General features: G+C 70.5%; 23 protein-coding genes. 9 read left to right on the top strand and 14 right to left on the bottom strand.

The window, feature by feature from the left end:
• Nucleotides 1-260 precede the first annotated feature (260 nt).
• The 3 genes from AC1D29_RS11345 to AC1D29_RS11335 are packed head-to-tail and all read right to left on the bottom strand — an operon-like array spanning nt 261 to nt 2,061.
• Nucleotides 261-704 (bottom strand): hypothetical protein, encoded by a 444-nt coding sequence (locus tag AC1D29_RS11345; protein WP_477897259.1) that lies wholly within the window; start codon nt 702-704, stop codon nt 261-263.
• Between the two features lie 17 nt (nt 705-721).
• Entirely contained in the window at nt 722-1,243 is a 522-nt protein-coding gene (locus tag AC1D29_RS11340; protein WP_477897257.1) for a c-type cytochrome, read from the bottom strand.
• The gene (locus tag AC1D29_RS11335) at nt 1,240-2,061 is read right to left on the bottom strand and encodes an SRPBCC family protein (protein WP_477897255.1); all 822 of its coding nucleotides are present in this window, start codon (nt 2,059-2,061) and stop codon (nt 1,240-1,242) included. Before AC1D29_RS11335 ends, AC1D29_RS11340 begins: the two co-directional genes overlap by 4 nt.
• Nucleotides 2,062-2,233: 172 nt before the next feature.
• On the opposite strand from AC1D29_RS11335, the gene AC1D29_RS11330 reads away from it, so the two are divergent.
• Entirely contained in the window at nt 2,234-2,914 is a 681-nt protein-coding gene (locus tag AC1D29_RS11330; protein ID WP_477897253.1) for a hemerythrin domain-containing protein, read from the top strand.
• Here AC1D29_RS11330 and AC1D29_RS11325 read toward each other — a convergent pair.
• The gene (locus AC1D29_RS11325; RefSeq protein WP_477897251.1) at nt 2,881-5,517 is read right to left on the bottom strand and encodes a winged helix-turn-helix domain-containing protein; all 2,637 of its coding nucleotides are present in this window, start codon (nt 5,515-5,517) and stop codon (nt 2,881-2,883) included. The two genes, AC1D29_RS11330 and AC1D29_RS11325, sit on opposite strands and share 34 nt — an antisense overlap.
• A gap of 107 nt (nt 5,518-5,624) precedes the next feature.
• Between AC1D29_RS11325 and AC1D29_RS11320 the strand changes: the two genes are divergently transcribed.
• The 4 genes from AC1D29_RS11320 to AC1D29_RS11305 all read left to right on the top strand — a co-directional run bounded on the left by AC1D29_RS11320 (nt 5,625) and on the right by AC1D29_RS11305 (nt 10,468).
• The gene (locus AC1D29_RS11320) at nt 5,625-7,304 is read left to right on the top strand and encodes an alkaline phosphatase D family protein (RefSeq protein WP_477897249.1); all 1,680 of its coding nucleotides are present in this window, start codon (nt 5,625-5,627) and stop codon (nt 7,302-7,304) included.
• A gap of 23 nt (nt 7,305-7,327) precedes the next feature.
• On the top strand, nt 7,328-7,912 hold the full coding sequence (locus AC1D29_RS11315; protein ID WP_477897248.1) for a DVUA0089 family protein: 585 nt from the start codon (nt 7,328-7,330) through the stop codon (nt 7,910-7,912).
• A 98-nt stretch (nt 7,913-8,010) separates the two neighbouring features.
• The gene (locus tag AC1D29_RS11310; protein WP_477897246.1) at nt 8,011-8,844 is read left to right on the top strand and encodes a PEP-CTERM sorting domain-containing protein; all 834 of its coding nucleotides are present in this window, start codon (nt 8,011-8,013) and stop codon (nt 8,842-8,844) included.
• Between the two features lie 52 nt (nt 8,845-8,896).
• On the top strand, nt 8,897-10,468 hold the full coding sequence (locus AC1D29_RS11305; RefSeq protein ID WP_477897244.1) for a cation:proton antiporter: 1,572 nt from the start codon (nt 8,897-8,899) through the stop codon (nt 10,466-10,468).
• A gap of 272 nt (nt 10,469-10,740) precedes the next feature.
• Here the strand turns inward: AC1D29_RS11305 and AC1D29_RS11300 are convergent, their stop codons facing one another.
• The 3 genes from AC1D29_RS11300 to AC1D29_RS11290 all read right to left on the bottom strand — a co-directional run bounded on the left by AC1D29_RS11300 (nt 10,741) and on the right by AC1D29_RS11290 (nt 13,325).
• On the bottom strand, nt 10,741-11,973 hold the full coding sequence (locus tag AC1D29_RS11300; RefSeq protein ID WP_477897242.1) for a class I SAM-dependent methyltransferase: 1,233 nt from the start codon (nt 11,971-11,973) through the stop codon (nt 10,741-10,743).
• Between the two features lie 34 nt (nt 11,974-12,007).
• The gene (locus tag AC1D29_RS11295) at nt 12,008-12,535 is read right to left on the bottom strand and encodes a PEP-CTERM sorting domain-containing protein (RefSeq protein ID WP_477897240.1); all 528 of its coding nucleotides are present in this window, start codon (nt 12,533-12,535) and stop codon (nt 12,008-12,010) included.
• Between the two features lie 118 nt (nt 12,536-12,653).
• The gene (locus AC1D29_RS11290) at nt 12,654-13,325 is read right to left on the bottom strand and encodes a histidine phosphatase family protein (protein ID WP_477897238.1); all 672 of its coding nucleotides are present in this window, start codon (nt 13,323-13,325) and stop codon (nt 12,654-12,656) included.
• A gap of 52 nt (nt 13,326-13,377) precedes the next feature.
• On the opposite strand from AC1D29_RS11290, the gene AC1D29_RS11285 reads away from it, so the two are divergent.
• The 3 genes from AC1D29_RS11285 to AC1D29_RS11275 are packed head-to-tail and all read left to right on the top strand — an operon-like array spanning nt 13,378 to nt 15,782.
• Nucleotides 13,378-13,836, top strand: a complete 459-nt coding sequence (locus tag AC1D29_RS11285) for a GNAT family N-acetyltransferase (RefSeq protein ID WP_477897236.1) — start codon at nt 13,378-13,380, stop codon at nt 13,834-13,836.
• Nucleotides 13,829-14,488: an alpha/beta hydrolase gene (locus AC1D29_RS11280; protein WP_477897234.1), complete on the top strand. Its 660-nt coding sequence runs from the start codon at nt 13,829-13,831 to the stop codon at nt 14,486-14,488. Before AC1D29_RS11285 ends, AC1D29_RS11280 begins: the two co-directional genes overlap by 8 nt.
• A 58-nt stretch (nt 14,489-14,546) precedes the next feature.
• Entirely contained in the window at nt 14,547-15,782 is a 1,236-nt protein-coding gene (locus tag AC1D29_RS11275) for a hypothetical protein (RefSeq protein ID WP_477897232.1), read from the top strand.
• On the opposite strand, the gene AC1D29_RS11270 is transcribed toward AC1D29_RS11275, so the two are convergent.
• On the bottom strand, nt 15,779-16,666 hold the full coding sequence (locus AC1D29_RS11270) for a LysR family transcriptional regulator (RefSeq protein WP_477897230.1): 888 nt from the start codon (nt 16,664-16,666) through the stop codon (nt 15,779-15,781). The two genes, AC1D29_RS11275 and AC1D29_RS11270, sit on opposite strands and share 4 nt — an antisense overlap.
• Nucleotides 16,667-16,769: 103 nt before the next feature.
• On the opposite strand from AC1D29_RS11270, the gene AC1D29_RS11265 reads away from it, so the two are divergent.
• A complete protein-coding gene (locus AC1D29_RS11265; protein WP_477897228.1) occupies nt 16,770-17,663 on the top strand; it encodes an MBL fold metallo-hydrolase in 894 nt (297 codons plus the stop codon).
• A 4-nt stretch (nt 17,664-17,667) separates the two neighbouring features.
• On the opposite strand, the gene AC1D29_RS11260 is transcribed toward AC1D29_RS11265, so the two are convergent.
• The 6 genes from AC1D29_RS11260 to secA form a co-directional block, all read right to left on the bottom strand.
• On the bottom strand, nt 17,668-18,114 hold the full coding sequence (locus AC1D29_RS11260; protein ID WP_477897226.1) for a GNAT family N-acetyltransferase: 447 nt from the start codon (nt 18,112-18,114) through the stop codon (nt 17,668-17,670).
• Nucleotides 18,111-20,237, bottom strand: a complete 2,127-nt coding sequence (locus AC1D29_RS11255; RefSeq protein ID WP_477897224.1) for a prolyl oligopeptidase family serine peptidase — start codon at nt 20,235-20,237, stop codon at nt 18,111-18,113. Before AC1D29_RS11255 ends, AC1D29_RS11260 begins: the two co-directional genes overlap by 4 nt.
• 117 nt (nt 20,238-20,354) lie before the next feature.
• Nucleotides 20,355-21,584 (bottom strand): bifunctional glutamate N-acetyltransferase/amino-acid acetyltransferase ArgJ, encoded by a 1,230-nt coding sequence (gene argJ, locus AC1D29_RS11250; protein WP_477897222.1) that lies wholly within the window; start codon nt 21,582-21,584, stop codon nt 20,355-20,357.
• A 108-nt stretch (nt 21,585-21,692) separates the two neighbouring features.
• The gene (locus AC1D29_RS11245) at nt 21,693-22,361 is read right to left on the bottom strand and encodes a hypothetical protein (RefSeq protein WP_477897220.1); all 669 of its coding nucleotides are present in this window, start codon (nt 22,359-22,361) and stop codon (nt 21,693-21,695) included.
• A 34-nt stretch (nt 22,362-22,395) separates the two neighbouring features.
• Complete coding sequence (locus AC1D29_RS11240) at nt 22,396-22,920, bottom strand: PEP-CTERM sorting domain-containing protein (protein WP_477897218.1); 525 nt, start codon at nt 22,918-22,920, stop codon at nt 22,396-22,398.
• A 225-nt stretch (nt 22,921-23,145) separates the two neighbouring features.
• A complete protein-coding gene (gene secA / locus AC1D29_RS11235) occupies nt 23,146-25,890 on the bottom strand; it encodes a preprotein translocase subunit SecA (RefSeq protein WP_477897216.1) in 2,745 nt (914 codons plus the stop codon).
• Nucleotides 25,891-25,924 lie beyond the last annotated feature (34 nt).

Raw genomic sequence — 25,924 nt, 5'->3', positions numbered from 1 at the left:
AAGGCCCGCTGTCCCGGGAAGTGGAAGGTCGTCAAAGCCCCCACCGCCCGAGGTGCAGCCGGCCCGACGCAAGGTCGAGAGCTACAGACTGGACGGCGAAGGCCAGCAACTAGGTGCTGGATTCATGGCAAAGCCGTCAGTGAAGGGGTCGCGATTGTGTTCGGGTGCCGGATCAGGGTCAACCCGAATCTCGGCCGCTGAAACCTTGCTGCAAGGCGCAGGGCCTGGGTGAACCATGCGGCACGCCAAGGTGTTGGTCTTCAACGCATCGCGACGATGCCGCCCTCGCGGCTGAGGGCCAGCAGGAACAGCCCCGCCTCGCTGCGCTCGCCGGTCTTCACCTGCACATCCACCAGGCAGGCCTGGCCGACGTCGGTGGCCCGCAGCACGCGCGTCTGGCGCGGCTGCTGCGCGCGGCCCAGCCGTTCGACCAGCTCGCGGTAGACCGCCTGGCGGCCCGCCTCGCTGGCAGCGCCCAGGCTGCCGTCCATCGCAAACTGCGCCGTCAGGCCCCAGGCGTCGCTGGCGTTCCAGCGCGCATCGAAGTCGTCCAGCCGGCGCTGCAGCGCGGCCTTGTCCTCGCAGGGCGACGCGGCGGCAAAGGCCTCGGCGGGCAGGCTCAGCACGCCGGCGGCCACCAGGCCCAGGGCGGACACGAGGGCGGAAAACAGGCCCAGCGGGGCGGCGGATTTGAAATGCTTCATCGGGAACTCCTTGGGGGTCAGGGTTGGACGGGCGCCAGCGGCTCCGGCACCTTGTTGCGGATGGGCGGCAGCGACTTCAGGTAGGCGAACACGGCCTTGAGGTCGTCGTCCGTCATCTGGCTGTAGACGGCAATGGGCATGGGCGGCAGCACCGGCCGGCCGCGGCCCAGGTGGCGGCCGGTGCGCAGCGTCTGCACGAAGTCCTGCTCGCTCCAGCGGCCGATGCCGGTCTCGACGTCGGGCGTCAGGTTGGCCGTGAAGCTGACGCCCCAGGGTCCGGAGAAGGCCGTCGCCGTGACGGCGGTGACGGCCATCCAGGGGCCGGGCGGCGCGGCCACCGGCGCGCTGATGACCAGCTCCTGCGGGTGGCCGGCCAGCCGCCGCGCCATGTCGGGCTCGGGGCCGTTGGCGCCCATCTTCAGCGCGGTGTGGCAGTCCATGCAGCCGCTGGTGTTGACGAGGTAGCGGCCGCGCTCGATGCGGTCGGCGGCGTGAGCACTGCCCGCGAGCAGGATGAGCAAAGGGATCAAGGCTTTCATGGACGGACCTCCGGGTTGAAGTGGTGTTGCAGCAGCGCGAGACCCTGGCTGTCGATCTCGCGGGTGCCCAGGGGCGGCATCTGCTGATAGGGGTTGCGGGTGCCGGCGCGCCTGAGCACGGCGGCGGCATCGACCGGCGCCGGCCGGCCGCCGACGTCCAGCGCCAGGCGCAGCGGCACCGGCACGCCGCCGTCGAAGTGGCAGTGGCCGCAGTTGCCGTGCAGGTAGCCGCGCGCGGCGTGCTCGGCAGGGCTGGTGGCGACGAAGTCCGGCGCCTGTGTGGCCCAGGCGGGGGGCGCGCCGCGCAGCAGGCCTTCGCGCAGCAGTGCCGGCACGGCCGGGCCCAGCTGCAGCGCCGCGAAGCCCAGCACCGGGCTGCGCGCGCCGCCGTGGCAGGCGATGCAGTCGCCCACCGACGGGATCTCATAGCGCTTGCCGCCGGGCAGCGCCAGCGTCTGGCCGCGGGCCGGCGCGCGCACCGCGTCGGCGCCCTGCCAGACATAGCTGGCGAACTCCCAGCGGCCGTCCGCGCCCAGCACGAAGTGCCGCGTCTCGACCGGGCGGCCGGCGACGCTGAACTCCTTCCACAGCCGCGTGCCGACGGGGAAGTGCCAGGCGTCGGGCTGGCTGGCATCGACCTGCGTGCCCGGCGGCAGCGCGATCCAGCGCCGCTTGGCCGCGCCGTCGGACCACAGCGCAAAGCGCGGCTCGAAGGCACGCACGCTGGCCTCGCCCAGGCCGGTCTGGCTGAGGCGCTCGGGCAGCGCCGCCCAGGCTGGGGCGGCGGTGCAGAGCAGGATGAAGGCGAGGCGGTGCATGGCTCGCACTGTGCCGAGCGGCCCCCGCCCGGGCATCGCCCTGACGGGCCAGCGCGGTCGGCACCGAAGAGCCATGACGTCGGTCATGGCATGGCCCATCGGGCATGGCCCGTCAGAGCGATGGCAGCAAAGGCGCCGGCCGGAACACTGGCGGCCTCAACAGGAGCCTTGCATGACCACCACCCCCGCCCGCCTCGACCTCTACGCCCACATCCACAAGGCGCTGCGCCATTTCATGTGCGACACGCTGATGACGATCTCGCGCCTGGACATCGACGACCCGCTGGACCTGGCCAGCGGCCTGGCCCAGCTGGATGCGCTGCTGGACGCGGCCCGCCACCACATCGAGCGCGAGAACGAGTTCATGCACCCGGCCATCGAGGCCCGGCGCGCCGGCGCCAGCGCGGCCATCGAGTCCGAGCATGACGACCAGCTGGATGTCATCGCCGCGCTGCGCGCCGAATCCGCCGCGCTGCGCGCCATGCCGTCGGCTGCCACCGCGCAACGGCTGTATCGGCGCCTCGCGGGCTTCGTGGCCCACAACTTCGAGCACATGGGCATGGAGGAAAGCCGCCACAACCAGGCGCTGTGGGCCGCCTACAGCGACGAGGAGCTGCACGCGCTGCACGGCCGCATCCTGGCCAGCCTGGGCCCGCGCGAGATGAGCGAGACGCTGCGCTGGATGGTGCCGTCACTGACCCCGGCCGAGCGCGCGCTGGTGCTGGGCGGCCTGCCGCCGCAGGTTCAGCCCGCCGTCATGGCGGCGATGCGACCGCTGCTGAACGACAGCGCCTGGGCCAAGCTGTGCCGGGCGCTGGGTCAGGCCAGCGTGCCGGGCCTGGTGGAGGCCTGACGGTCACGCCACCACGCGGCGGCTTCGCCGCGTGAGTTCAGGCCCAGCTTGTCGAGGATATTGGCCACATGCCGCTTGACGGTGTGGGGGCTCAGGTCCAGCGCACGGGCGATGTGCTTGTTGCTGGCGCCGGCGGCGATCTGCGCAATGACCTCGGCCTCGCGCTGCGACAGGCGCTCGTCGAGCAGCGGCGTGGCCGCGTCAGCAGCGGCGGCCAGCGTGGCGGGCCGCAGGGCGTCGGCCCAGCCGCGCAGGCGGGCCAGGTCGGCGGCGTCCAGCAGGTCGCCCCAGTCCTGCGCCGCCATCTGCAGCAGCCGGGGCACGGCCCACATCAGGCCGCCGGGTTCGCGGCGTGCCAGCGCGGGCGCCAGCGCCTCGGCCGCGGCGGCGCGGTCGCCGCCCTCCAGCAAGGCGGCCGCCAGACGCACGCGGGCCTCGGCCATCTGGCCCAGCAGGTCGCCGCTTTCGCCGTCGGCCAGCAGCCCGCGCCAGGCGGCGATGGCCTCGTCGCGCCGGCCATCCAGCGCGGCGAGCTGCGCCTGCAGGCCCAGCAGCGGCCGCGGCCGGTGCGGCATGGCCAGGTCGGGCAGGTCCGCGCCCACGCGCGCCAGCCRCTCCAGGCCCTCGGCCAGCGCCGCGCGGTTGCCGCCGGCCGCGGCCACGCGGGCCATGAAGAAGCTGGCATGCCACTGCCCCCAGGCGCCATAGCCCGGCACATGCTCGGCCAGGCGCAGCCGCATCAGCTCCAGCGCCTCGTCGTGGCGGCCGGCGATCAGGTCCAGCATCGCGTGCAGCGCCTGGCCGTGGTTGCGCGCGATGACCAGGCGGCCGAACCAGGCCGCATCGGCCTCGGCGCGCGCCAGCAGCTGCTGGGTCTCGGGCAGGCGGCCCTGCCAGAACAGGTTCCAGGCCTGGGCCATGTGGGCGTTGACGCCGAAGGGCAACGGCCGATCGCCCAGCACCTGCATCGCGCCGAGGTACCAGCGGTCCACCACGGGCGCCATGCCCAGGCAGCTGATCTGGCGCGGCGGCGGCGAGCCGGTGTACCAGGCCTCCAGCGACGCGGTCTGCAGCAGCTCGGTGACCAGGGCGTCGAACAGCGGCGCGACGGCGTCGAAGCGGCAGCTCTCCAGCGCATGCCAGGCGCGGCCCAGCAGCGTCATGCGGCGCAGCTCGCCGCTGAGGGCGAACGGGTCCAGGTCGCGCAGCAAGGCCTCGGCCTCGTTCAGGCGCCCTTGCGCGATCAGCAGGATGCTGCGGTGGGCGCGCGACGCGCGCAGCCCGGCCTCGTCACCACGCGCGTCGAACAGCGCCTCGGCGCGGCTCAGATGCCACTCGGCCTGCTGCGCCTCCCACAGCACCCACAGCGCCAGCGCCTTGACCCGGTGCAGCTCGGGGCTGGACTCGGCGAACTGGGGCTCGAAGCGGCGCGTCAGGTCCAGCAGGCCTTGCGCGCCGAGCTGGTTCATCAGCAGCGCGCCGTCGCCCAGCAGCAGCTCGGCGGCATGCTCCGGCCGGCCGGCGGCCAGCAGCAGGCCCTGGCGACGCAGCGCGTCGGTCTCCAGCACGGCGGCGCGCTCCAGCAGCTGGCGGTGCAGGTCCGGCTGCTCCTGGCGCAGGCGCTGTTGCAGCATGTCGCGGAACAGCTGGTGCAGCCGCAGCGTGTGCGGCGCCAGGTCGACCACCGTGACGAACAGCGACAGCCGCTCCATCTCGGCCAGCCAGGCCGCCGCGTTGGCGTCCTCGCCCAGCGCCTGGCAACGCGCGGCGTCCAGCTCGTGCAGCACGCTGGTGCGCAGCAGGAAACCGCGCAGGCCGGCGTCCAGCCGGTCCAGCACCTCGGCGGCCAGGTAGTCGAAGGTGGCGCGGTCGATGGCCGCGGGCAGACGCTGGCCGCCGGGGTTCATGCCCAGCGCCAGCCGCAGGCCGGCGGGCCAGCCCTGGCTGCGCTCGAAGAGTTCGCCCGCCGCGGCCTCATCCAGGCCGGCGGCCTGGGCCAGCTGCCCCACCTCGTCACGCGCCAGCGCCAGTTCGCCCGGGCCCAGGTCGGCCAGCTCGCCCGCGGCGCGCAGCCGCGCCAGCCGCAGCTGCGGCTCGTGGCGGGCCGCCAGCACCAGCCGCCAGCGCCAGCCCATGCGCGCCAGCCAGCGGTCCAGGAACTGCAGCGAGGCCGCATCGACCAGGTGGTGGGCGTCGTCCAGCACGATGAGGCCGCGCTCGACCTCGCAGGCCTCGAGCGCATTGAGCATCGCGTCGGCCACCGTGACGACCTCGGTGCCGCCGCGCAGCGCCGCGTCGCGCAGGCCTTCGGGCGCCGTGCGCCAGGGCGGGTCATAGGGCTCGAAGGCGGCGAACAGGCAGTCCAGCAGGCGGCCCAGGTCGTCGCCTTCGTCCAGCGCCACCCAGGCGATGGCGGTGGCGTCGGCCTGCGCGGCCAGGGCCTGCGTCAGCAGCGCCGTCTTGCCGTAGCCGGCCGGCGCGCAGATCAGCAGCACGCGCTGCTCGTCCAGCGCCTGGCGCACCGCGTGCAGCAGCGCCGGCCGCGGCAGCAGCAGGCCTTCGCGGGGGCGGGGTGCGCGGGTCTTGGTGTGGGCGAGAGCCATGGCGCGAAATGATAGGTGGCGCAGGTCATGGTCCGGCTCATGGTTTTGCTGACTCAGTGCCGTCAAACGCCGTCGCGATAGTCGCGGCCAAACCACCGAGGTCAGCCATGGGTCGCCCCACCAAAGTCCAGCCCGCACGCACCGGCAGCAGCCGCCGCGATTTCTTCAAGCGCTCCGGCGCCGGCACCGTGGCGCTGGTGGCCGCGCCCGCGCTGCTGCCGCTCACCGCCGAGGCGGCCGGCAGCACGGTGTTCCAGCACGGCGTGGCCAGCGGCGACCCGCTCGCCGATCGCGTCATCCTGTGGACACGCGTGACGCCACCCGCCGCCAAGCCGGCCGTGACCGTCAGCTACGTCATCGCCACCGACCCGGCACTGAGCCAGGTCGTGCAGCGCGGCAGCGCCAAGACCAACCCGGGCCGCGACTACACGGTCAAGGTGGACGCCGCCGGCCTGAAGCCGGCGACGACCTACTACTACCAGTTCAGCGCCGAGGGCGCAGCCAGCCCGGTCGGCCGCACGAAGACGCTGCCCACCACCGGCGCCAGCAGCCTGCGCATGGCCGTGGTCAGCTGCTCCAACCACGCCTACGGCTATTTCAACGCCTACGCCCGCATCGCCGCGCGGGCGGACCTCGACCTGGTCATGCACCTGGGCGACTACCTCTACGAGTACGGCACCGCCCAGTACGGCAATGTGCGCGCGACCGAGCCGGCCCACGAGATCGTCACGCTCACGGACTACCGGCTGCGCCATGCGCAGTACAAGCGCGACGCCGACTCGCAAGCCATGCACCGCCAGCACCCGCTGATCGCCATCTGGGACGACCACGAGACCGCCAACAACGCGTTCAAGGACGGCGCCGAGAACCACCAGCCCGGCAGCGAAGGCGACTGGAGCGCGCGCGTGGCCGCCGCCATGCAGGCCTATTACGAGTGGATGCCGGTGCGCCCGGTCGACGTCAACAGGCTGCGCGACAACCACCGCGGCTTTGCCTACGGCGACCTGGCCGACCTGCTGATGCTGGAGGAACGCATCAGCGCGCGCTCCGAACAGCTGACGACGGCCACGCATGCCACCGCCTTCGGCGCCGGCTTCGCGACGAGCGACCCGGGCTACGGCGACGCCAGCCGCACGCTGCTGGGCGACGCCCAGGAAAGCTGGCTGGTCGGCCGCCTGCGCAGCACGCCGGCGCGCTGGAAGCTGCTGGGCCAGGGCGTCATGTTTGCGCAGCTCAAGGCCCCCGGCAGCAACCAGGCCACCGACCCCGGCCTGTACTTCATCAACAGCGACCAGTGGGACGGCTACGAGCCGGCCCGCAACCGCTTGTACGCGGCGCTGAAGGGCGACGCCAGCCACGCGCAGGTCGACAACCTCGTTGTGCTGACCGGCGACATCCACAGCAGCTGGGCCGCCGACCTGCACCCCAACCCTTACAACCCGGCGGCCTATGACAAGACGACCGGCGCCGGCTCGCTGGGCGTCGAGTTCGTCGGCACCTCGGTCACGTCGCCCGGCATCGACACCGACACGACGGGCGCGATCGCCGGCGCGATCAAGTTCTACAACCCGCACTTCAAGTACGTGCAGCTGACGCGGCGCGGCTACATGCTGGTCGACGTGAACCGCGAGCGCGTCGTCGGCGAGTGGTGGTACGTGGACACCGTCGCCAGCCCCAGCAACATCGAGACCTTCGCCACCGCCTGGGAAGTGCGGCACGGCGAGAACCACCTGCGTGCGTCCGTCCAGACGACGCCGCGCCCCGCCCCGCCGGCCCTGGCGCCCTGATGACTGCTCACCAAGGAACCGACATGAAGCACGCCCTCGCCTTTCTCGCCGCCGCCGCGCTGTCGCTGAGCGCCCAGGCCGCCGACCTGAGCTTCTCCGGCCAGGCCGTCAACCACAACGACAAGATCGTCATCGACTTCCAGGTCGCCGCGGGCGCGCAGGTCAGCCTGTGGACCGACTCCTGGCAGTCGGGCCTGAACTTCGACCCGCAGCTGTATCTCGCCAGCGCCGGCACCCTCGTCAACGCCGACAACGACAGCGGCAGCCTCGTCCATGCCGGCGCGGGCTACTACGACGCCGGCCTGCAGTTCACGGCCGCCACCGCCGGCAGCTACCGCCTGGTGCTGAACGCCAGCTCCAACGACGCGCTGGGCACCACGCTGCCTCAGGGCTTCAGCTACGACGCTGATGCGCCGATCAAGCTGGTGGACTGGAACCAGCCCGGCTACGACATCAACGCCAACGACCAGAAAGGCGGCTTCTGGCGCCTGAACCTCAGCGGCGTCCAGCAGGCCGCCGTGGTGCCCGAGCCGGGCAGTCTCGCGCTGATGCTGGCCGGCCTGCTGGGCATCGCCCTCATCGTGCGCCAGCGGCAGCGCCGGCCGTAAGAGCCCCCCGGACCGCGGGGGCCGGCAGGCCCTCGCCGCTAACGTTTGCCTAACGGGCGGCATCAAGACTGGGGCTCCCAACCCGAGGAGTCGCCACGATGAAGACCGCCCGCCACCTGCTTGCCGCCGCCCTGCTCGCCACCGCCGCCTGCGCCCATGCCGACCAGGGCGTCAGCATGGCCTGGAGCTACCGCGACTTCACGACCTGGCACCTGTTCGGCAGCGCCACGGCGCACAACCAGGCGCCGGGCAACGGCTTCATCTACAGCGACCTCGTGCTGACGCCGCCCGCCAGCGGCGGCCAGGCCGGCGCCGGCTTCGCGCCGGACGCGCTGGCGCTGGACTTCAACCAGGCCTTCACGTTCGACTTCCACTTCTTCATCCCCGTCAGCACCGACCTGCGCGGCGACGGCCTGACCTTCACGCTGACCAGCGCGACCGGCGTGGGCGGCACCGGCTCCGGCCTGGGCTATGACGGCATCAGCAGCGCCAGCGTCGCATTCGCGATCGACACCTTCCACTTCGACGGCGAACCCGTCTCGCCCAGCCTGCAGATCCTGGCGGGCGGCTCGGCAACGCCGCTGGCCGCCACCGAGACGGGCCTGGGCGACGCCATCCGCGACCCCGACTACCAGTGGTATGCCGCGGTGCGCTACACGCCGTCCGGCAACAACGACAACACGGGCACGCTGATGGGCACGATCGAGCATCTCAACCAGGGCAGCTTCAGCGTCAGCGCGCAGGTCGACTTCGACCAGCTGGGCCTGGTCGGCACGCCGGTGTTCTACGGCTTCACGGCCGCCAACGGCGCGGCCACCGACGGCCACTTCGTCACCAGCGCGATGGCCGTGCCGGAGCCGGGCAGCTGGGCCATGATCCTGGCCGGCCTGGGCTGCCTGGGGCTGATCGCCCGGCGGCGCCACAGCCGCTGAAACGGGGCGGCCCGCCTTCCCTTGCCGCGGCGAGGTCGCCATACTCCAGCCGGTGTCGGCGCTCGAACAGATCCTGATCCTCTTCGTGGCCGCCGTGGTCCTGGCCGCGACCGCGCGGCGCGTGGGTGCGCCCTACCCCGTGTTCCTGGCCATCGGCGGCGCCTTGCTGGCCCTGGTGCCCGGCGCACCCAGCCCCAGCCTGCCCCCCGACCTGGTGCTGGCCCTGTTCGTGGCGCCCATCCTGGTGGACGCCGGCTACGACGCCTCGCTGCGGGACCTGCGCGACAACTGGGCACCGCTGGTCGGCCTGGTCATCGTGGCGGTCGGCCTCACGACGGCGGCCGTGGCCGTCGTGGCCCACACACTGGTGCCGGGTCTGCCCTGGGCCGCCGCGATCGCGCTGGGCGCCATCGTCGCCCCGCCCGACGCCGTGGCGGCCACCGCGGTGCTGCGGCCCCTGCGCCCGCCGCAGCGCATCCTGGGCATCCTCGAGGGCGAGAGCCTGCTGAACGACGCCAGTGCGCTGCTGATCTACCGGCTCGCCGTCGGGGCGGTCGCGGCCGGCGGCTTCTCGGTACAGGCGGTGGCGCCCACCTTCCTGCTGGCCGTGCTGGGCAGCCTGGTTGCCGGGCCGGCGCTGGGCCTGCTCGCGCAACGGCTGTTCGAGCGCGTGCAGCACATCCCCACGGCCATCATCCTGCAGTTCATCGGCACCATCACCGTGTGGCAGCTGGCCGAGCACGTGGGTCTGTCGGGCGTGTTGACCACCGTCTGCTTCGCCATGACGCTGGGGCGCATGGCGCCGGCGCGCATCCCGGCGCGCATCCGCATCCCCACCAACGCGGTGTGGGCCACGGTGGTGTTCGCGCTGAACATCTTCGCCTTCATCTTCATCGGCCTGCAGGTGCGCCCCATCCTGATCGGCCTCGCGCCGCCCGCGCGGGAGCAATACCTGGGCGTGGCGGCCGCCGTGCTGGCGACGGTCATCGGGGTGCGCATCGTCTGGCACATGGCCTTCAACGCGGTGGTGCGCTGGCGCGACCGCCGCCACGGCTTCAACCCGCCGCGGCCCATGCTGCGGCCCACGGTGGGCAGCGGGTTGGTGATCTCCTGGGCGGGCATGCGCGGCATCGTCACGCTGGCGGCGGCGCTCGCGCTGCCCGAGGGCTTCCCGGCACGCGACCTGATCGTGCTGACAGCCTTCCTCGTCGTGCTGGGCACGCTGCTGATCCAGGGGCTCACGCTGAAGGCGCTGCTGCGCGCGCTGAACCTGCAGGACGGCGACCCCGTCGCGCACGAGGAGCATGCCGCGCGCCAGCGCATGCTGGAAGCCGCCTTTGCGCAGCTGCCCGTTGATGGATCCGCCGCCGTGAGCCTGGTGCGCAAGAACCTGAAGATGCACCTGGGCCGGCCACTGCACGAAAGCGGCAGCGCGTTCGCCTCTTTCGGCGCCGAGTACGACGACCGCTACCGCGCCGCGCTGCAATCCGCCCGCCAGGTGCTGCTGGCCATGCGCGACGCCGGCGACATCGGCGACGACGCCTTCCACACGCTGGAGAACGACCTGGACTGGCTGGAAGTGTCGGACCCGCTGCGGGCGGCAAACGCGGACGCGACGGCGTAACGCCGCCTCATCCAGACATGCTGGCGATCCACTCGGGCTGCATGGCCTTGGGCCGTTAGCCACCTGCCAAGCGGCGCATGCGACATCTCGCGCCTCGCCGTCCGCAATTCGTCGCCACGGGCTGGCGAGGGGCTTGGCGGCACGCCAAGACTGCGCGGCATCCGAACTGCCGCGTTGCTCGCCCATGCTCAAGAAAGCTACAGGCAGCCGCCGTCGACTCGCGCAGCTTCGAGCTGGCGAACGCGCTCGACTTCCTGCCGGGCTGATGCGGCCTAAGCCGCCAGCAACTGCTCCAGCCGCTGCTCGCGCAGCCCGTAGAAGCGCTTGATCTCGGCGATCTGCGCCAGCAACTCGGGCCGGCGCGCCGCCAGCGCCTCGGCCGCGGCGCCTTGCGCCTTCACGGCCAGGATCATCTTGTTCTTGCTGGTGTGCTCCAGCGCGATGAACTCGAACACCTGGGTGCGGTAGCCCTGGCTCTCCAGCAGCAGCGCGCGCAGCGAGTCGGTCACCATCTCGGCCTCCTGGCCCAGGTGGATGCCATGCTGCAGCATCGGCCGCAGCACGGCCGGCAGCGTCATCTGCGGGCGCAGCTCCTTGTGGCAGCAGGGCGAACTCATGATGACCTTCGCCCCCGACTGCAGGCCCACGTGCAGCGCGTGATCGGTGGCGATGTCGCAGGCATGCAGCGCGATCATCACGTCCAGCGGCTGCACGGCCTGCGTGCGCACGTCGCCCTGGTCGAAGCGCAGGCCGGTCAGGCCCTCGTTGTCGATGATGGCGCCGCACAGCTTGACCATGTCGTCGCGCAGCTCGATGCCGGTCACGCGCGGCTGCATGTGCTGCGATTGCAGCCAGTCGTGCACGGCAAAGGTCAGATAGCCCTTGCCGGAGCCGAAGTCGGCCACGCGGACAGGCGCCTGGCCTTGCAGGCCGGCCTCCTCGACCGCCGAGGACAGGATCTCGACGAAGCGGTTGATCTGCTTCCACTTGCGCGCCATCGCCGGCACCAGCGCAGGCTCGCCCTTGACGAGATGGGTCAGCCCCAGCGCCGACCAGACCGGGTGGGCGATGTCCAGCGGGCGGTGCTTGGCCTTGTCATGCGCGGCCGGCGCGACCGCCTCGGCGCCATCCACGCGCGTCACCCGCAGCGTCTCGCGCCCCTTGCGGCTGACGGCGAACTGCACCTCCTCGGTCGCGGTGTGCAGATGGGCATTGCGAAAGCGCGCCCCCAGCAGCGTGGCGATCGCGGCCAGGCCCGCCTCAGGCGAGTGGTTCTTGGTGACGTCCTTGGTGCGGTGCCGCCACAGGAAGCTCAACGCCGGCTCGCCGCGCAGTTCCACCAGGCGCACGGTCAGGCGCTCCACGTCCTCGTCATCGCTGACCGGGCCGGACAGCAGCAGCTTGCCGAACTGGCCGCCGGCCAGCGCCAGGCGGGCGAGGTGCAGGAAGCGCTCGTGCGCGGGGGCGGTGGCCGCGGGCGGCGGCGTGACGAGGGAGGTGAACAACGGCGCGGCCATAGCCGCCCATTGTCGAGGACGCTCAGCGAGCGCGGCGGCGCTGACTCCACAGGCCGATGACGCCCAGCCCGCCGAGCAGCAAGGCCACGCTCTGCGGCTCCGGCACGGCGGCCGTGACCTGCAGCGGTTCCCAGCTCAGCGACACCAGGCCCAGGCGCTCGTCGGTGACGACGCCCGGGATCATGTAGCTCGGCCAGCCCTTGCTGTCGAAGCTGAAGAAGCGCACGCCCTCGTCGTTCTGGCTGAAGGCGGCCATATGCCACAGCGTGCCGTTGCCCAGCTCGAATTCGAGCCCGGCGCGTTCGTCATAGCCCAGGCTGAAGGCCTGCACGGCGCGGTTGCCGGACCAGTTCAGCTGGAACTCGGTCAGTTCGTAGCCGTACAGCCAGCCGTCGCCGTCGAGGTCGCTGCCGGCGAAATGGCCGGTCAGCGTCGCGCCGTCGGCATAGCCGCCCTGGCTGAACTGGAAGCCTTGCGCCTGCGCCGGCTGCGCGAGCGCGGCGACCAGGGCGATGGCGGTGGTGAGAAGGTGCAGACGAGGTGCGGACATGACGGTTTTGCGGCAGCAGTTGAGGAGCCCTCATGCTGCCGATCCGCGGCCCGCGCCGCTTCGCCCAGAAGAGCCAGCGCGGCACCTGCGGCAATGGCCCATGCGGGCCAGGCCGGCGTCAGGCGTGCGTGATGTGCAGCCGCGTCTCGGCCGTGTCCAGGTGCGGCAGCGTGTTGAACGTCACCAGGTGATGCCGCTTCGGGTTGAACGCGAACTCGGTGACGGCCGAGTTGCGGATGCGCAGGTTCAGCTCGACAAAGGTCTCGGGCGGCGTGGACAGCACCTGGCTGACGGCCGTCGCGATGGGGCCGCCGCTGGAGACGATGAGCACCTGCTTGCCCACGCCCAGCGCCAGCACGCGGGCCAGCGCGTCGGCCACGCCGGCGGCAAAGTCGGCATGCGCGGGCATGCCCGCCGGCGCCGTCTCGCCGCGCATCCAGGCCAGCAAGCCCTGGCGCAGCAGCCGGAAATGCTGCTTGACCATCTCGGGGTCGGTCGGCGCGCCCAGTGGCTCGGGGTGGATGGCGCGCACGACGGCCTCGCTGTCGTACTCGTTCAGGCCGGGCAGCGCGGTGGCGGGCAAGTCCTCGCCATAGCCTTCGACGATGCCGGCCAGCGACTGCCGGTGCCGCCGCAGCGTGCCGGTGAACACGGCGTCGAAGCGCTGGCCGCGCTCGCGCCAGTAGGCGCCGAGGTGGCGGCACTGCTCGTGGCCCTTGGCGCTGAGCTGGTCGTAGTCGGCCGCGCCAAAGCTGGCCTGGCCGTGGCGGACGAGGTAGAGGCTTCCCATGGCCGCCATCATGGCCCGCGAGCGTGGCCGCGACTGTCGCGACAATGACGTCATGTCACGCCTTAGACAAGCCACCCGCGACGACGCCGACGAGATCTGGCGCGTGCGCTACCTGGTCACCGAAAACCGCCTCACGCCGGGCCGGCTGGACCACGCGCTGCTGTACCCCTACCTGGAGGAGTACGGCCGCGGCTGGGTCGTCGAGCTCGAACCGGCCCCGAACCTCAGGATTGCCGGCTTCTCCATCGGCGACGCGCGCGACGGCAACATCTGGGCGATGTTTGTCGACCCGGCGCTGCACGGCCAGGGCCATGGCCGGGTGCTGCACGACGTCATGGTGGACTGGCTGTTCGCGCAAGGCCTGACACGCCTGAACCTGGGCACGCAGCCCGACTCGCGCGCCGAGGCCTTCTACCGCCGCGCCGGCTGGCGGCCGACCGATGAAGCGCTGGACGCCCACGGCGACAAACGCTTCGAACTGACCCGCGACAACTGGAAACCCCATGCTTGAAACCCATGAGATCGAGACCGGCTCCCACCCGCGCACGACCATCATCGTGCTGCACGGCCTGGGCGCCGACGGCTTTGACTTCGTGCCCATCTGCGGCGAGCTGCGCCTGCAGACGCTGGGCGCGATCCGCTACGTGTTCCCGCACGCGCTGGAGCGGCCCGTCACCATCAACGGCGGCTACCGCATGCGGGCCTGGTACGACATCCTCGTCACCGACCTGGTGCGCCAGGAGGACGAAGCCGGCCTGCGCGAGTCGCAGCAGCAGATCGCCGAGCTGATCGACCGCGAACGCGAACGCGGCGTGGCGGCCGAGCGCATCATCGTCATGGGTTTCTCGCAGGGCTGCGCGATGGCACTGATGACGGCGCTGCGCTACCCGCAGCGGCTGGGTGGCGCCGTCGGCTTGTCAGGCTATGTGCCACTGGCCGCCACGACGGCCGCCGAGCGGTCGACGGCCAATGCCGACCTGCCCATCTTCCTGGCCCACGGCACGCAAGACCCCATCGTTGCGCTGGCCCGCGGCACCACCAGCCGCGACGCGCTGAAGGCGCTGGGCCACGACGTCGAATGGCATGACTACCCGATGCCGCATTCGGTCTGCGCCGAGGAGATCGCGGACTTGAACGCCTGGCTGCTGAAGCAACTGGGCTGAGTTCGCGGCGCTGTTCGGCGGGCTGCCGCGCGCAGCGCTGGGCGATGATCCATGAGTCATGGAGCGCCTAGCCGAACAGATCGTTGCCTGGCACAACCGCCACCCGCTCGCGCGTCGCATCGCCGTGGGCGATGTGCACACCATCGGTGTGGTGGCCCTGCCCTTTGTGCGCGCGTCCGCGCAGGCCGGCGGCCTGGTGGAGCCCGTGCTGACCGATGCCGTCAGCTTCGACGAACTGGCGGGCACGCCGCCGATTTCGCGCTTCGCTGTCTGGTCGCAGCGCCTGCAAGGGTTGGCGCGCCTGCTGAGCCGGCGCCCGCGCACGCAGTGGCGCGCCTTCAACGAGAAATTCCTGCCTGGGCTGAGCCCCGCGCGCGTGGAGCGCTTTGCGCTCGCGCATGGCTTTGCCGAGCCGCCCGCCACGCCGGAAAGCAAGCCCTGGCGCGTCATCGTCATCGACGAGCGGCTGGCCGCCGCCCACAGCGGCTGGCCCTTCGAGCTCTATCTGATGACGGCCGGCATCGATGTCGACAGCAGCCGCACGCGCGTGTTGAGCGGCCGCGGCATCCCGTCACAGATCGCCGGAAGGCGGCTGTGGGACCCCATTCGTGTCGGCATTGCCGCCGCCGTGCTGGTGCCGTTGCTGGCCATGGCGGCCTGGGCGCTGTGGCCCAAGCACGCGGCCGAACCCAAGGTGACCGTGCCGGTGCCGGCTGCGTCGGCGCCTGCCTCCGCGGTCGCGGAGCCGGCATCCGCACCCGCCTCGCGGCCGGACGCCGCCGCCGTAGCAGCCTCGGCGGCGTCCGGGGTTGAACCCAGCGCCAGCGAGCCGGCCGGCGAGGGCCCGCCGCCCGACATCCGGCCGCGCCTGGTCGAGCGTACTGACGGCATCAAGCGGCCGCCGCTGCGCTCCAGCAAGCCCGCCCAGGCCGAGGAATCACCGGCAGAAAAGACCGCGCCGCCCTCCGCCGAAGCGCCCAAGCCCGCAGCCGCAGCCAGCAAGGCCGAGCCGCCGGACCCGCGCCTGGTGCGCCTGGCCGAGACGCCGGGCAAGACGGCCGTCGCGCTGGTTGGCCCGCCCGGCAGCAAGGCCGATGCCGAGGTGCTGCTGACCAAGATGAAAGCCGGCCTGGTCGGCGTCCACAGCAACCCGGACGCACTGCAGGCCGACGTCATCCAGACCCCCGAGGGCTGGCGCGCCACGGTCTGGCCCTTCCCGAGCCGCGAGCAGGCGCAATTGATCAACGCGACGCTGGTAGCGCGCGGCCTCAAGACCAAGGCCGTCAACTTCTAGACGCCGGCCGCGAAGCGCTCGGCCAGGAAGTCCAGCAGCAGGCGCAGCGCCAGCGGCTGGTACTGGCGCGACAGGTAGACGCCGTGGATGGCGTGCGACTCGGGCTCGTAGCCTGGCAGCAGGCGCTGCAGCCGGCCAGCGGCCAGGTCCTCATCGACGAGATAGCCCGGCAGGATGCCCAGGCCCGCGCCGGCCAGCACGGCGCGGTGCATGACGCCGGCATCATTGCTCTGCAGCACCGAGCGCACCGGCACGCGCAGCCATTGGCCGTCGTGCTGCAGCGCGTAGTCGTTGCGGTTGACGTAGGCATGGGTCACGCAGCGGTGCTGGCGCAAGTCCTCGGGCGTGGCCAGCGGCGCAGCGGCCGCGAGATAGGCCGGCGCCGCGCACAGCACGGAGCTGAAACGCCCCAGCGGCCGGGCGACCAGGCTGGGGTCCAGCTGGTTGCTGATGCGCACGGCCAGGTCGATGCGCTCTTCGACGAGGTTGACCGCGCGCTCCAGCGCGACGAGTTCCACTTCGCAGTCGGGGTGCAGCGCAAGGAAGTCGGCCATCGCCGCGGCCAGGCGGGCCTGCGCGAGCGAGGCGCTGGCCGTCACGCGCAGCCGGCCGCGCGGCGCCAGGCGCTGCTCGCCGGCGGCCGCCTCGGCCTCGCGGGCCAGCTCCAGCATCTGCCGGCAGCGCAGCAGCGCGCCGGCGCCCGCCTCGGTCAGGCTGACGCGCCGCGTCGTGCGCTGCAGCAGCCGCGCGCCCAGCCAGCGCTCCACGCTCTCCAGGTAGCGCGAGACCATGGCGCGGGACATGTCCAGCACGTCGGCCGCCTGGGTCAGGCTGCCCCGCTCGGCGACCTCGACGAAGACTTGCATCGCGATCAAGCGGTCCATGATTTGCGCGATTGAGTTGACAAACCATCGACTCTATCGGCATTTATCTATTTATTCGACGCAAATAGAGTGAGGCGCTTCGGCCACCCATCCAGGAATCACCATGAACAGCCTCAAGACCCTGCGCCGTCTCGCCCTGCCGCTCGCGGCCCTCGGCCTGCACGTCACCGACGCCAACGCCCAGGCGGCCACCCCGGCGCCGCTGAGCCTGCAGGTCTACAACGCCGACGCCGGCAGCTTCCACGTCAACGCCGTGCTCGTGAGCGGCAAGACCGACGCCGTGCTGCTGGACACCGGTTTCACCCGCGCGGACGCGCTGCGCATCGCCGGCATGGTGCTGGACAGCAAGAAGACGTTGAAGACCATCTACATCAGCCAGGCCGACCCGGACTTCTATTTCGGCGTCGGGCTGTTGAAGCAGTTCTTCCCGCAGGCCCGTGTCGTCGCGACGGCTCCGACGCTGAAAAAGATGGCGGCCACGCTGCCGACCAAGCTGCAGGTCTGGGGCCCGCGCCTGGGCGCCAACGCGCCGCAGGCCGTGCCGCTGCCCGAGGCGCTGGCCACGCCGGTCATCGAACTGGAAGGCGAGACGCTGGAGGTACGCGGCCTGGAAGACGCGCTGCCGGGGCGCAGCTATGTCTGGATCCCATCGCTGCGCACCATCGCCGGGGGCGTCAACGTGTTCGCCGGCCTGCATGTGTGGACGGCCGACTCGCAGACCGCGCAGGAGCGCGCCGACTGGCGCGCCAAGCTGGGCGCGATGGCCGCGCTGCAGCCGCTGCGCGTCATCCCCGGCCACAGCCGGGCCGGCGCGCCGCAGGACGCCGCGCAACTGCGCTGGACGCAGGACTACCTGGCCCACTTCGAGACCGAGCTGGGCAAGGCGGCCAATGCCGCGGCGCTGGTTGGCGCGATGCAGCAGGCCTACCCGGACGCGGGCCTGGCCATTGCGCTGGACATCGGCGCCAAGGTCAACAAGGGCGAGATGAAGTGGTGAGGCGTCAGGCCGCGGGCTGGCGGACGACGAAGGCGCGCTTGTCGCCGCTGGCGAAGCCGCAGCGTTCGTAGAAGGCCCACACGGCGGGGTCCTTGCGGCTCGTGGTCAGCACGACCTTGTAGCAGCCAGCGGCCCAGGCTTGCGCGATGGCGTGCCGGATGACGGCCTGGCCATGGCCCTGGCCGCGGTGATCGGCGCGCGTCACGACGTTCTCGATGACGCCGTAGCTGCGGCCGCCGCGCGTCAGGTTGGGAATGACGGCGAGGTTGCAACTCGCCGTCAGCGCCCCATCGACGAACAGGCCGAAGTGGCGCAGCCCCGGGTGCGCGAACACGGCGCGCACCGCCTCTTGCGAAGGCGGCGCGTCGCCGGCATTCAGGTGCTGGTAAAGACCCAGCAAGGCGTCGACATCGGCGACGCCCAGGTCGCGGATCGCGACCCCCGCCGTCACTTGACTTCGAGCTTCATCGTGTTGGCGATGAAGGCCAGGATGTCGCTGCGCTCCTCGATGATCTTGGACGTCGGCTTGCCGGCGCCATGGCCGGCGTTGACCTCGATGCGGATCAGCTTGGGCGCCACGCCCGTGTCGGCGGCCTGCAGCGTGGCGGCGTACTTGAAGCTGTGCGCCGGCACGACGCGGTCGTCGTGGTCGCCCGTGGTCACCAGCACGGCCGGGTACTTGGTGCCGCTCTTGATGTTGTGCAGCGGCGAGTAGGCGTAAAGCGCCTTGAAGATCGCGGCGTCGTCGCTGGTGCCGTAGTCCGTCGCCCAGGCCCAGCCGATGGTGAAGTTCTGGTAGCGCAGCATGTCCATCACGCCCACCTGTGGCACAGCGGCGGCGAACAGGTCCGGGCGCTGGTTGGCGACGGCACCGACCAGCAGGCCGCCGTTGGAGCCGCCGTTGATGGCCAGCGTCGCGGGGCTGGCGACCTTGTTCTTCACCAGCCATTCGCCGGCGGCGATGAAGTCGTCGAACACGTTCTGCTTGTTCAGCTTGGTGCCGGCGTCATGCCAGGCCGAGCCGTACTCGCCGCCACCACGGATGGACGCGATGACGTAGACACCACCCATCTTCAGCCAGGTGGCCGCGGTGACGCCGTAGGCCGGCGTGATGGCGATGTCGAAGCCGCCGTAGCCGTACAGCAGCGTCGGGTTGCTGCCGTCGAACTTCACGCCCTTCTTGGCGGCGATGAAGATGGGGAAGCGCGTGCCGTCCTTGCTGGTGACGAACTCGCGGCGGGTCTCGTAGTCGTCGGCATTGAAGGCGGTCTTGGGCTTCTTGAACAGCTCGATCTTGCCGGTCTTGACGTCGTAGCGATGGATCTCGGCCGGCGTGGTCAGGCTGGTGTAGCTGAAGAAGGTTTCCTTGTCCGTCCAGCGGCCGCCGAAGCCGCTGGCCGTGCCGACGCCGGGCAGCTTGACCTCGGTCAGCGGCTTGCCGTCGGCGCTGTGCACGCGCACCAGCGTCGCGGCGTCATGCAGATAGCTCAGCAGGAAGCGGCCACCGACCGCGGAGGCGCCGGTCATCGCGTCCGGGCCTTCGGCCACCAGCGTCTTCCAGCCCGCGGCGGCGGGGTTCTTCAGGTCGATGGCGACGAGGCGGCCGCGCGGGGCGCCCTTGTCGGTCTTGACGATCAGCTTGCCGCCGGTCACGGCCACCGGGCTGTATTGGGCATCGAAGTCCAGCGCGATGGGCTGCGGCTTGCCGCCCGCGAACGCGCCCTTGGGCAGCGGCAGCACCATCAGGCCGTTCTTGCTGCCCGCGCTCTTCCAGACGCTGATGATCAGCGTCTCGCCGTCGTCCGACACCTCGGTGCCGAAGCCCCATTCCTTGTCGTCGCGGTTCTCGGCGACCAGCACGTCCTCGGCCTGCGCCGTGCCCAGGCGGTGGTAGTAGAGCTTCTGGAAGTAGTTGGCGCCGGTCAGCTTGGCACCTTCCTTGGGCGCGTCGTAGCGCGAGTAGAAAAAGCCCTTGCCATCGGCCGTCCAGGATGCGCTGCTGAACTTGACCCAGTCGATCTTGTCGGCGAGGTCCTGGCCAGTGGCCAGATCGCGCACCTTCCAGACCTGCCAGTCGGAGCCGGCGCCGGCGATGCCGTAGGCCAGCAGCTTGCCGTCACGCGACGGCACGAGGCCGGACAGCGCCACGGTACCGTCCTTGGACAACGTGTTGGGGTCCAGCGCGACTTGCGGGCTGTCCTTCAGCGACTTGGCGGTGTAGATGACGTTCTGCTGCTGCAGCCCGTCGTTGCGGCTCCAGAAGTAGCGGCCGCCCTCCTGGAAGGGGATGCCGAAGCGCTCGAAGTTGTACAGCTCGGTGTAGATGCGGCGGGCCGGCAGGCGCTGCGGCATCGCTTCGAGGAACTTGTCAGTGACCTGGTTCTGGGCGATGACCCAAGCCTTGGTCTCGGCGCTGTTGTCGTCTTCCAGCCAGCGGTAGGGGTCGGCGACGGCGGTGTCGTGATAGGCGTCGACCTGGTCAACCTTGCGGGTGGCCGGGTAGGTCAACGACTGTGCCTGAGCGCTGGTGGCGAGAACGGCTGCGAGGGTGACGGCAGACAGGGTGAGCTTCATCAGGCGTGATCCTGGATTCGAGAAGCCGCCGATTCTCGGTGCCCGCCCCGCCGGCGCCGGTCGTCATGCGATGAAGCCCTGACAGCAATAACCCCAAAGGGTTTCTGCTGGCCGCCCTCAGCTCCGGTAGTCCGCGTTGATGGTCACGTAGTCGTGGCTGAGGTCGCAGGTCCAGACCGTCGTGGTCGCCGCGCCGCGGTTCAGGTTCACGCGGATGGTGATTTCGCTCTGCTTCATGACACGCTGGCCGTCTTCCTCGCGGTACTCGGGGCGGCGCCCGCCGCGCGTGACGACGTGCACGTCGTCCAGGTGCAGGTCGATGAGGCCCTGGTCGAGGTCGGTGATGCCCGCATAGCCGACCGCCGCCAGGATGCGGCCCAGGTTGGGATCGCTGGCAAAGAACGCCGTCTTGACCAGCGGCGAGTGGGCGATGGCGTAGGCGGCCAGCTTGCACTCGGCCTCGTCGCGGCCGCCCTCGACGGTCACGGCGATGAACTTGGTCGCGCCCTCGCCGTCGCGCACGATGGCCTGGGCCAGTTCCTGTGCCAGCGCGATCAGCGCGTCGCGCAGCGTCCTGGCGTCGGCGCTGTCCAGCGACGTGATCTCGGCGTGCCGGGCCTTGCGGCTGGCAATCAGCATGAAGCAGTCGTTGGTCGACGTGTCGCCGTCGATGGTGATGCGGTTGAACGACGCGTCGGCGGCCTCCTTGACCAGCGGCTGCAGCAGCGCCGGCGCGATGTTGGCGTCGGTCGCGACGAAGCCCAGCATGGTCGCCATGTTGGGCCGGATCATGCCGGCGCCCTTGGAGATGCCGGTCAGCGTGACTGGCACGCCCCCGATCTCGATGCGGCGCGACGCGGCCTTGGGCAGCGTGTCCGTCGTCATGATGCCGGCTGCGCCTTCCGCCCAGCCGTCGTCGCGCAGCGCCGCCAGCGCACCGGGCAAGCCGGCCGTGATGCGGTCCACCGGCAGCGTCTCCATGATGACGCCGGTGGAGAACGGCAGCACCTGCTCCGGCGCGCAGCCGATCAGGTCGGCCAGTGCCTGGCATGTGGCGCGGGCACGGGCCAGCCCGTCGGCACCGGTGCCGGCGTTGGCATTGCCGGTGTTGATCAGCAGCGCGCGGATGGCCGAGCCGCCGGCCAGATGCTCGCGGCAGACCTGCACCGGCGCGGCGCAGAAGCGGTTGGTCGTGAACACGCCGGCCACGGCCGCACCCTCGTCCAGCGCGATGACGCTGAGGTCACGCCGGTTGGCCTTGCGCACGCCGGCCATCGTCACGCCAAGGCGCACGCCCGGCACGGGCAACAGGGAGGCGGGATCGGGGGCGGAGAGATTGACGGGCATGGCGCGCTCGGTGGGAGTCAGGGAAAGCGCGCGGATTGTAGGAACGCCCGGCGAAACCAAAAGCAAAAGGCTCCCGAAGGAGCCTTTTTGCGTCTGCCGGGCGCGCGATCAGCGCGGCAGGCGGCGGCGGGCCAGCAGGCCCATGATGCCCAGGCCGCTCAGGAACAGCGCGTAGTTTTGCGGCTCCGGCACGGCGGAGACGGCCGTCGCGACGACCAGGTCCTGGTAGGTCGCGTTGCTGAGCTTGGCCAGGCTGTAGGTGGCCGGGCCGTTGTAGCTCTGCGCGGCGGACAGGTAGTTGGCGGCCAGCGCGTGCACCGAGTTGGCGGAGGCCAGCTGGTTGGCCGGCACACCGGCGGTCTTCAGGAAGAAGCTGCCGCTGCCCTGGGCGATGCTCAGCGTGCCGCCGGCGTCGCTCATGATTTCCCAGATGGCCAGCTGGAAGGCGGCCTGCTGGTTGCCCGAGTGGACCGAGTCAAAGCTGCTGGCGTACAGGCCTTGCAGCAGCGTGGCCTGGCTGCCCGAGAAGCTGCCGACCGTGTAGGTCTTGAAGCCCTTGGACGTCAGCGCATAGGGCTGCGCCGGCTCAATGCAATAGGCCAGGAAGCTGCCGCCGGCGAAGTCGTCGTAGTGCAGGCCGCCGGTGGCGTAGTTGGTCGTCATCGACGTGCTCAGCACCGGATCGTTGGCGTCTTTGCCGGTGAACTTGATGCTGACGTCGGCGAAGGCCGAGGTGCTGGCCAGCAGGGCGGCAGCGAGGGCAAGAGGCTTGAACATGATGTTGAGGCTCGGTGAATTGGGTGGGCAGGGCTCAGCGGGCGCGGCGGCGGGCCAGGCTCAGGCCGGCCAGCGCGACGGCCACCAGGGCCAGCGCCGCGGGTTCGGGCAGGTCGTTGCTGCGGCCGGCCAGGTCGGCGTCATAGCCTTCGGGCGACTTCACGCCGTAGCCTTCGCCGATGACGTGCAGCTGCCAGTTGCCGGCGGCCAGCCATTGCGGGTTGAAGGTCCAGGTCTCCAGGCCGAACTCGTCGGCGTCCCAGTTGACGCTCTTGGTTTCGGTCAGCGTGTAGATGGGGCCGCCAGACGAAGCCTGGATGAAGGCCGACGTGATGTTCACGTAGGGGCCGACCGGCTCGGGGGTGATGGTGTTGACGACGCCGCTGAGCAGGGTCTGCGCGTTCAGCACGAAGTCGTAGGTGTCGTTGAAGAAAGCGGGGTCGTTGCCGTCCGACATGACGGTGTCATTGCTGAAGCTGAACGACACCGGGGCGGCTGCGGCGGTGGCAGCGGCGAAGGCCAGGCTCAAGGCGGTGAGGGCTGCAGACAACGATTTCATGACGTGCTTTCTGGTTCTCTATCAGGGTCTACCCGGGCTTTTCCGAGGCATGGGCTGGACTCTAGGGGGGCGACGGCGGCCCGAGCACCCCTCATGCGCGTGGCGTGGGGTGGCATATGTGCCCAAACGCACGGTTTTCCCCCCAGATGGGTGGGGCTGCGAGGCCTGCGCCTCAATGAAAACGGGCCGGCAAAGCCGGCCCGTGAGGCACATGAAACGGCTGGATCAGGCCAGCTTGCCGTGGCAGAGCTTGAACTTCTTGCCGCTGCCGCAGGGGCAGGGGTCATTGCGGCCGACATGGCCGTACTGCTCCAGCAGCGTCGCCGGGTCGACGTCCTGGCTGATGGAGCCATCCTCGTTGGGGTGCTGGTAGGTCACGTTGGACACGGCTTCGGCGCGGCGCTCCATGGCCTCGGCGGCCTCGCTGGCCTCCTCCTGGCTCTGGATGCGCACGTTCAGCAGCGTGCGGGTGACTTCCATCTTCACGAGGTCCAGCAGTTGCGAGAACAGCTCGAAGGCCTCGCGCTTGTATTCCTGCTTGGGGTTCTTCTGGGCGTAGCCGCGCAGGTGGATGCCCTGGCGCAGATAGTCCAGCGCGGCCAGGTGCTCGCGCCAGCGCTGGTCGATGCTCTGCAGCAGCACCATGCGCATGAAGGGGTTGAACTGCTCGATGCTGACGCGGTCGACCTTGCTCTGGAACAGCTCGTCGCCGGCCTTGATGACGGCCTCGACGAGGTCCTCATCGGTGATGGAGTCGCTCTTCTTGACCAGCTCGGTCAGCGACAGCTCGATCTGCCACTCGTCGCGCAGCACCTGCTCCAGCGCGGGCAGGTCCCACTGCTCTTCCACGCTCTCGACGGGCACGAAGGTGCGCACGACGTCGGTCAGCGTGGCGCCGCGCAGCGACTCGATCTGGGCGACCAGGCTGTCGGCCTCCAGGATGTCGTTGCGCTGCTGGTAGATGACCTTGCGCTGGTCGTTCGACACGTCGTCGTATTCCAGCAGCTGCTTGCGGATGTCGAAGTTGCGCGCCTCGACCTTGCGCTGGGCGCCTTCGATGGAGCGCGTGACGATGCCCGCCTCGATGGCCTCGCCCTCGGGCATCTTCAGCCGGTCCATGATGGCGCGCACGCGCTCACCGGCAAAGATGCGCATCAGCTGGTCGTCCAGCGACAGGTAGAAGCGCGAGGAGCCCGGGTCGCCCTGGYGGCCGGCGCGGCCACGCAGCTGGTTGTCGATGCGGCGGCTCTCGTGGCGCTCGGTGGCGATGATGCGCAGGCCGCCCTCGGTCTTGACCTTGTCGTGCAGGCCTTGCCACTCATCGTGCAGTTGCTGGATGCGGCGTGCCTTCTCGTCGGCCGGGATGGTGTCGTCGGCCTCGATGAACTTGACCTGGTTCTCGACGTTGCCACCCAGCACGATGTCGGTGCCGCGGCCCGCCATGTTGGTGGCGATGGTGATGACGCCCGGGCGGCCGGCCTGGGCGACGATCTGCGCCTCCTTCTCGTGCTGCTTGGCGTTCAGCACGTTGTGCGGCAGCTTGGCCTGGTTCAGCAGGCCGGAGATCAGCTCCGAGTTCTCGATGGACGTCGTGCCCACCAGCACCGGCTGGCCGCGCGTGTGGCAGGCGCGGATGTCTTCGATGACGGCGGCGTACTTTTCCTTGTCGGTCTTGTAGACCAGGTCCAGTTCGTCCTTGCGGATGGTCGGGCGGTTCGGCGGGATGACGACGGTCTCGAGGCCGTAGATTTCCTGGAACTCGTAGGCCTCGGTGTCGGCCGTGCCCGTCATGCCGGACAGCTTGCCGTACATGCGGAAGTAGTTCTGGAAAGTGATGGACGCCAGCGTCTGGTTCTCGGCCTGGATCTGCACGCCTTCCTTGGCCTCGACGGCCTGGTGCAGGCCATCGCTCCAGCGGCGCCCCGACATCAGGCGGCCGGTGAACTCGTCGACGATGATGACCTCGCCGTTCTGCACGACGTAGCTCTGGTCCTTGTGATAGACGTGGTGGGCCCGCAGCGCCGCATTCAGGTGATGCATCAGCGTGATGTTGGCCGCGTCGTACAGGCTGCCGCCTTCGGCGATCAGACCGGCCTGGGCCAACAGGCGCTCGGCGTTCTCGTGGCCGTCTTCGGTCAGGTGGATCTGGTGGGACTTCTCATCCACCGTGAAGTCGCCCGGCTCGATGACGCCCTCGCCGGTGCGCGGGTCCAGCTCGCCGATCTGCTTCTTCAGGCCGGGGACGATGGCGTTGATCTTCAGGTAGACGTCGGTATGGTCGTCGGCCTGGCCCGAGATGATCAGCGGCGTGCGCGCCTCGTCGATGAGGATGGAGTCCACCTCGTCGACGATGGCGTAGGACGTGCCGCGCTGCACGCGGTCGGCCGTCTCGTAGACCATGTTGTCGCGCAGGTAGTCGAAGCCGTATTCGTTGTTGGTGCCGTAGGTCACGTCGGCGGCGTAGGCCGCCTGCTTCTGCTCGCGCGGCATCTGCGGCAGGTTGATACCGACCGACAAGCCCAGGAAGGTGTACAGCTTGCCCATCCACTCGGCGTCGCGGCGCGCGAGGTAGTCGTTCACCGTGACGACGTGGACGCCCTTGCCCGTCAGCGCGTTCAGGTAGACCGGCAGCGTGGCCATCAGCGTCTTGCCTTCGCCGGTGCGCATTTCGGCGACCTTGCCGGCGTTCAGCACCATGCCGCCGATCAGCTGCACGTCGAAGTGGCGCATCTTCAGCGCGCGCTTGCTGCCTTCGCGGCAGACGGCGAAGGCCTCGGGCAGGATGTCGTCGACGGTCTCGCCGGCGGCGATGCGCTGCTTGAACTCGGCCGTCTGCGCACGCAACTCGTCGTCGCTCAGTGCCTCGTACTTCGGCTCCAGCGCGTTGATCTGCTGCACGGTGCGGCGATAGCCTTTGAGCAGGCGCTCGTTGCGGCTACCGAAAATCGAGGTGAGAAGCTTGGGCAACATGCTGCGAAAGGTGTGGGGCTGAGCGGGCGCCGGC

The organism is Roseateles sp. P1_C6 (assembly GCF_056406315.1).
Note: the sequence above shows the minus strand (reverse complement) of the source record. Positions and strands in the feature narration are given on the sequence as shown.

What these genes read in the sequence shown, in the direction of transcription:
- AC1D29_RS11265 (WP_477897228.1), top strand. Translation starts at nt 16,770, where the DNA reads ATGAACAGCCTCAAGACCCTGCGCCGTCTCGCCCTGCCGCTCGCGGCC.
- AC1D29_RS11280 (WP_477897234.1), top strand. Translation starts at nt 13,829, where the DNA reads ATGCTTGAAACCCATGAGATCGAGACCGGCTCCCACCCGCGCACGACC.
- AC1D29_RS11270 (WP_477897230.1), bottom strand. Translation starts at nt 16,666, where the DNA reads ATGGACCGCTTGATCGCGATGCAAGTCTTCGTCGAGGTCGCCGAGCGG.
- AC1D29_RS11255 (WP_477897224.1), bottom strand. Translation starts at nt 20,237, where the DNA reads ATGAAGCTCACCCTGTCTGCCGTCACCCTCGCAGCCGTTCTCGCCACC.
- AC1D29_RS11240 (WP_477897218.1), bottom strand. Translation starts at nt 22,920, where the DNA reads ATGAAATCGTTGTCTGCAGCCCTCACCGCCTTGAGCCTGGCCTTCGCC.
- AC1D29_RS11315 (WP_477897248.1), top strand. Translation starts at nt 7,328, where the DNA reads ATGAAGCACGCCCTCGCCTTTCTCGCCGCCGCCGCGCTGTCGCTGAGC.
- AC1D29_RS11295 (WP_477897240.1), bottom strand. Translation starts at nt 12,535, where the DNA reads ATGTCCGCACCTCGTCTGCACCTTCTCACCACCGCCATCGCCCTGGTC.
- AC1D29_RS11290 (WP_477897238.1), bottom strand. Translation starts at nt 13,325, where the DNA reads ATGGGAAGCCTCTACCTCGTCCGCCACGGCCAGGCCAGCTTTGGCGCG.
- AC1D29_RS11285 (WP_477897236.1), top strand. Translation starts at nt 13,378, where the DNA reads ATGTCACGCCTTAGACAAGCCACCCGCGACGACGCCGACGAGATCTGG.
- argJ (WP_477897222.1), bottom strand. Translation starts at nt 21,584, where the DNA reads ATGCCCGTCAATCTCTCCGCCCCCGATCCCGCCTCCCTGTTGCCCGTG.
- AC1D29_RS11320 (WP_477897249.1), top strand. Translation starts at nt 5,625, where the DNA reads ATGGGTCGCCCCACCAAAGTCCAGCCCGCACGCACCGGCAGCAGCCGC.
- AC1D29_RS11310 (WP_477897246.1), top strand. Translation starts at nt 8,011, where the DNA reads ATGAAGACCGCCCGCCACCTGCTTGCCGCCGCCCTGCTCGCCACCGCC.
- AC1D29_RS11340 (WP_477897257.1), bottom strand. Translation starts at nt 1,243, where the DNA reads ATGAAAGCCTTGATCCCTTTGCTCATCCTGCTCGCGGGCAGTGCTCAC.
- AC1D29_RS11275 (WP_477897232.1), top strand. Translation starts at nt 14,547, where the DNA reads ATGGAGCGCCTAGCCGAACAGATCGTTGCCTGGCACAACCGCCACCCG.
- AC1D29_RS11245 (WP_477897220.1), bottom strand. Translation starts at nt 22,361, where the DNA reads ATGTTCAAGCCTCTTGCCCTCGCTGCCGCCCTGCTGGCCAGCACCTCG.
- AC1D29_RS11345 (WP_477897259.1), bottom strand. Translation starts at nt 704, where the DNA reads ATGAAGCATTTCAAATCCGCCGCCCCGCTGGGCCTGTTTTCCGCCCTC.
- AC1D29_RS11335 (WP_477897255.1), bottom strand. Translation starts at nt 2,061, where the DNA reads ATGCACCGCCTCGCCTTCATCCTGCTCTGCACCGCCGCCCCAGCCTGG.
- AC1D29_RS11330 (WP_477897253.1), top strand. Translation starts at nt 2,234, where the DNA reads ATGACCACCACCCCCGCCCGCCTCGACCTCTACGCCCACATCCACAAG.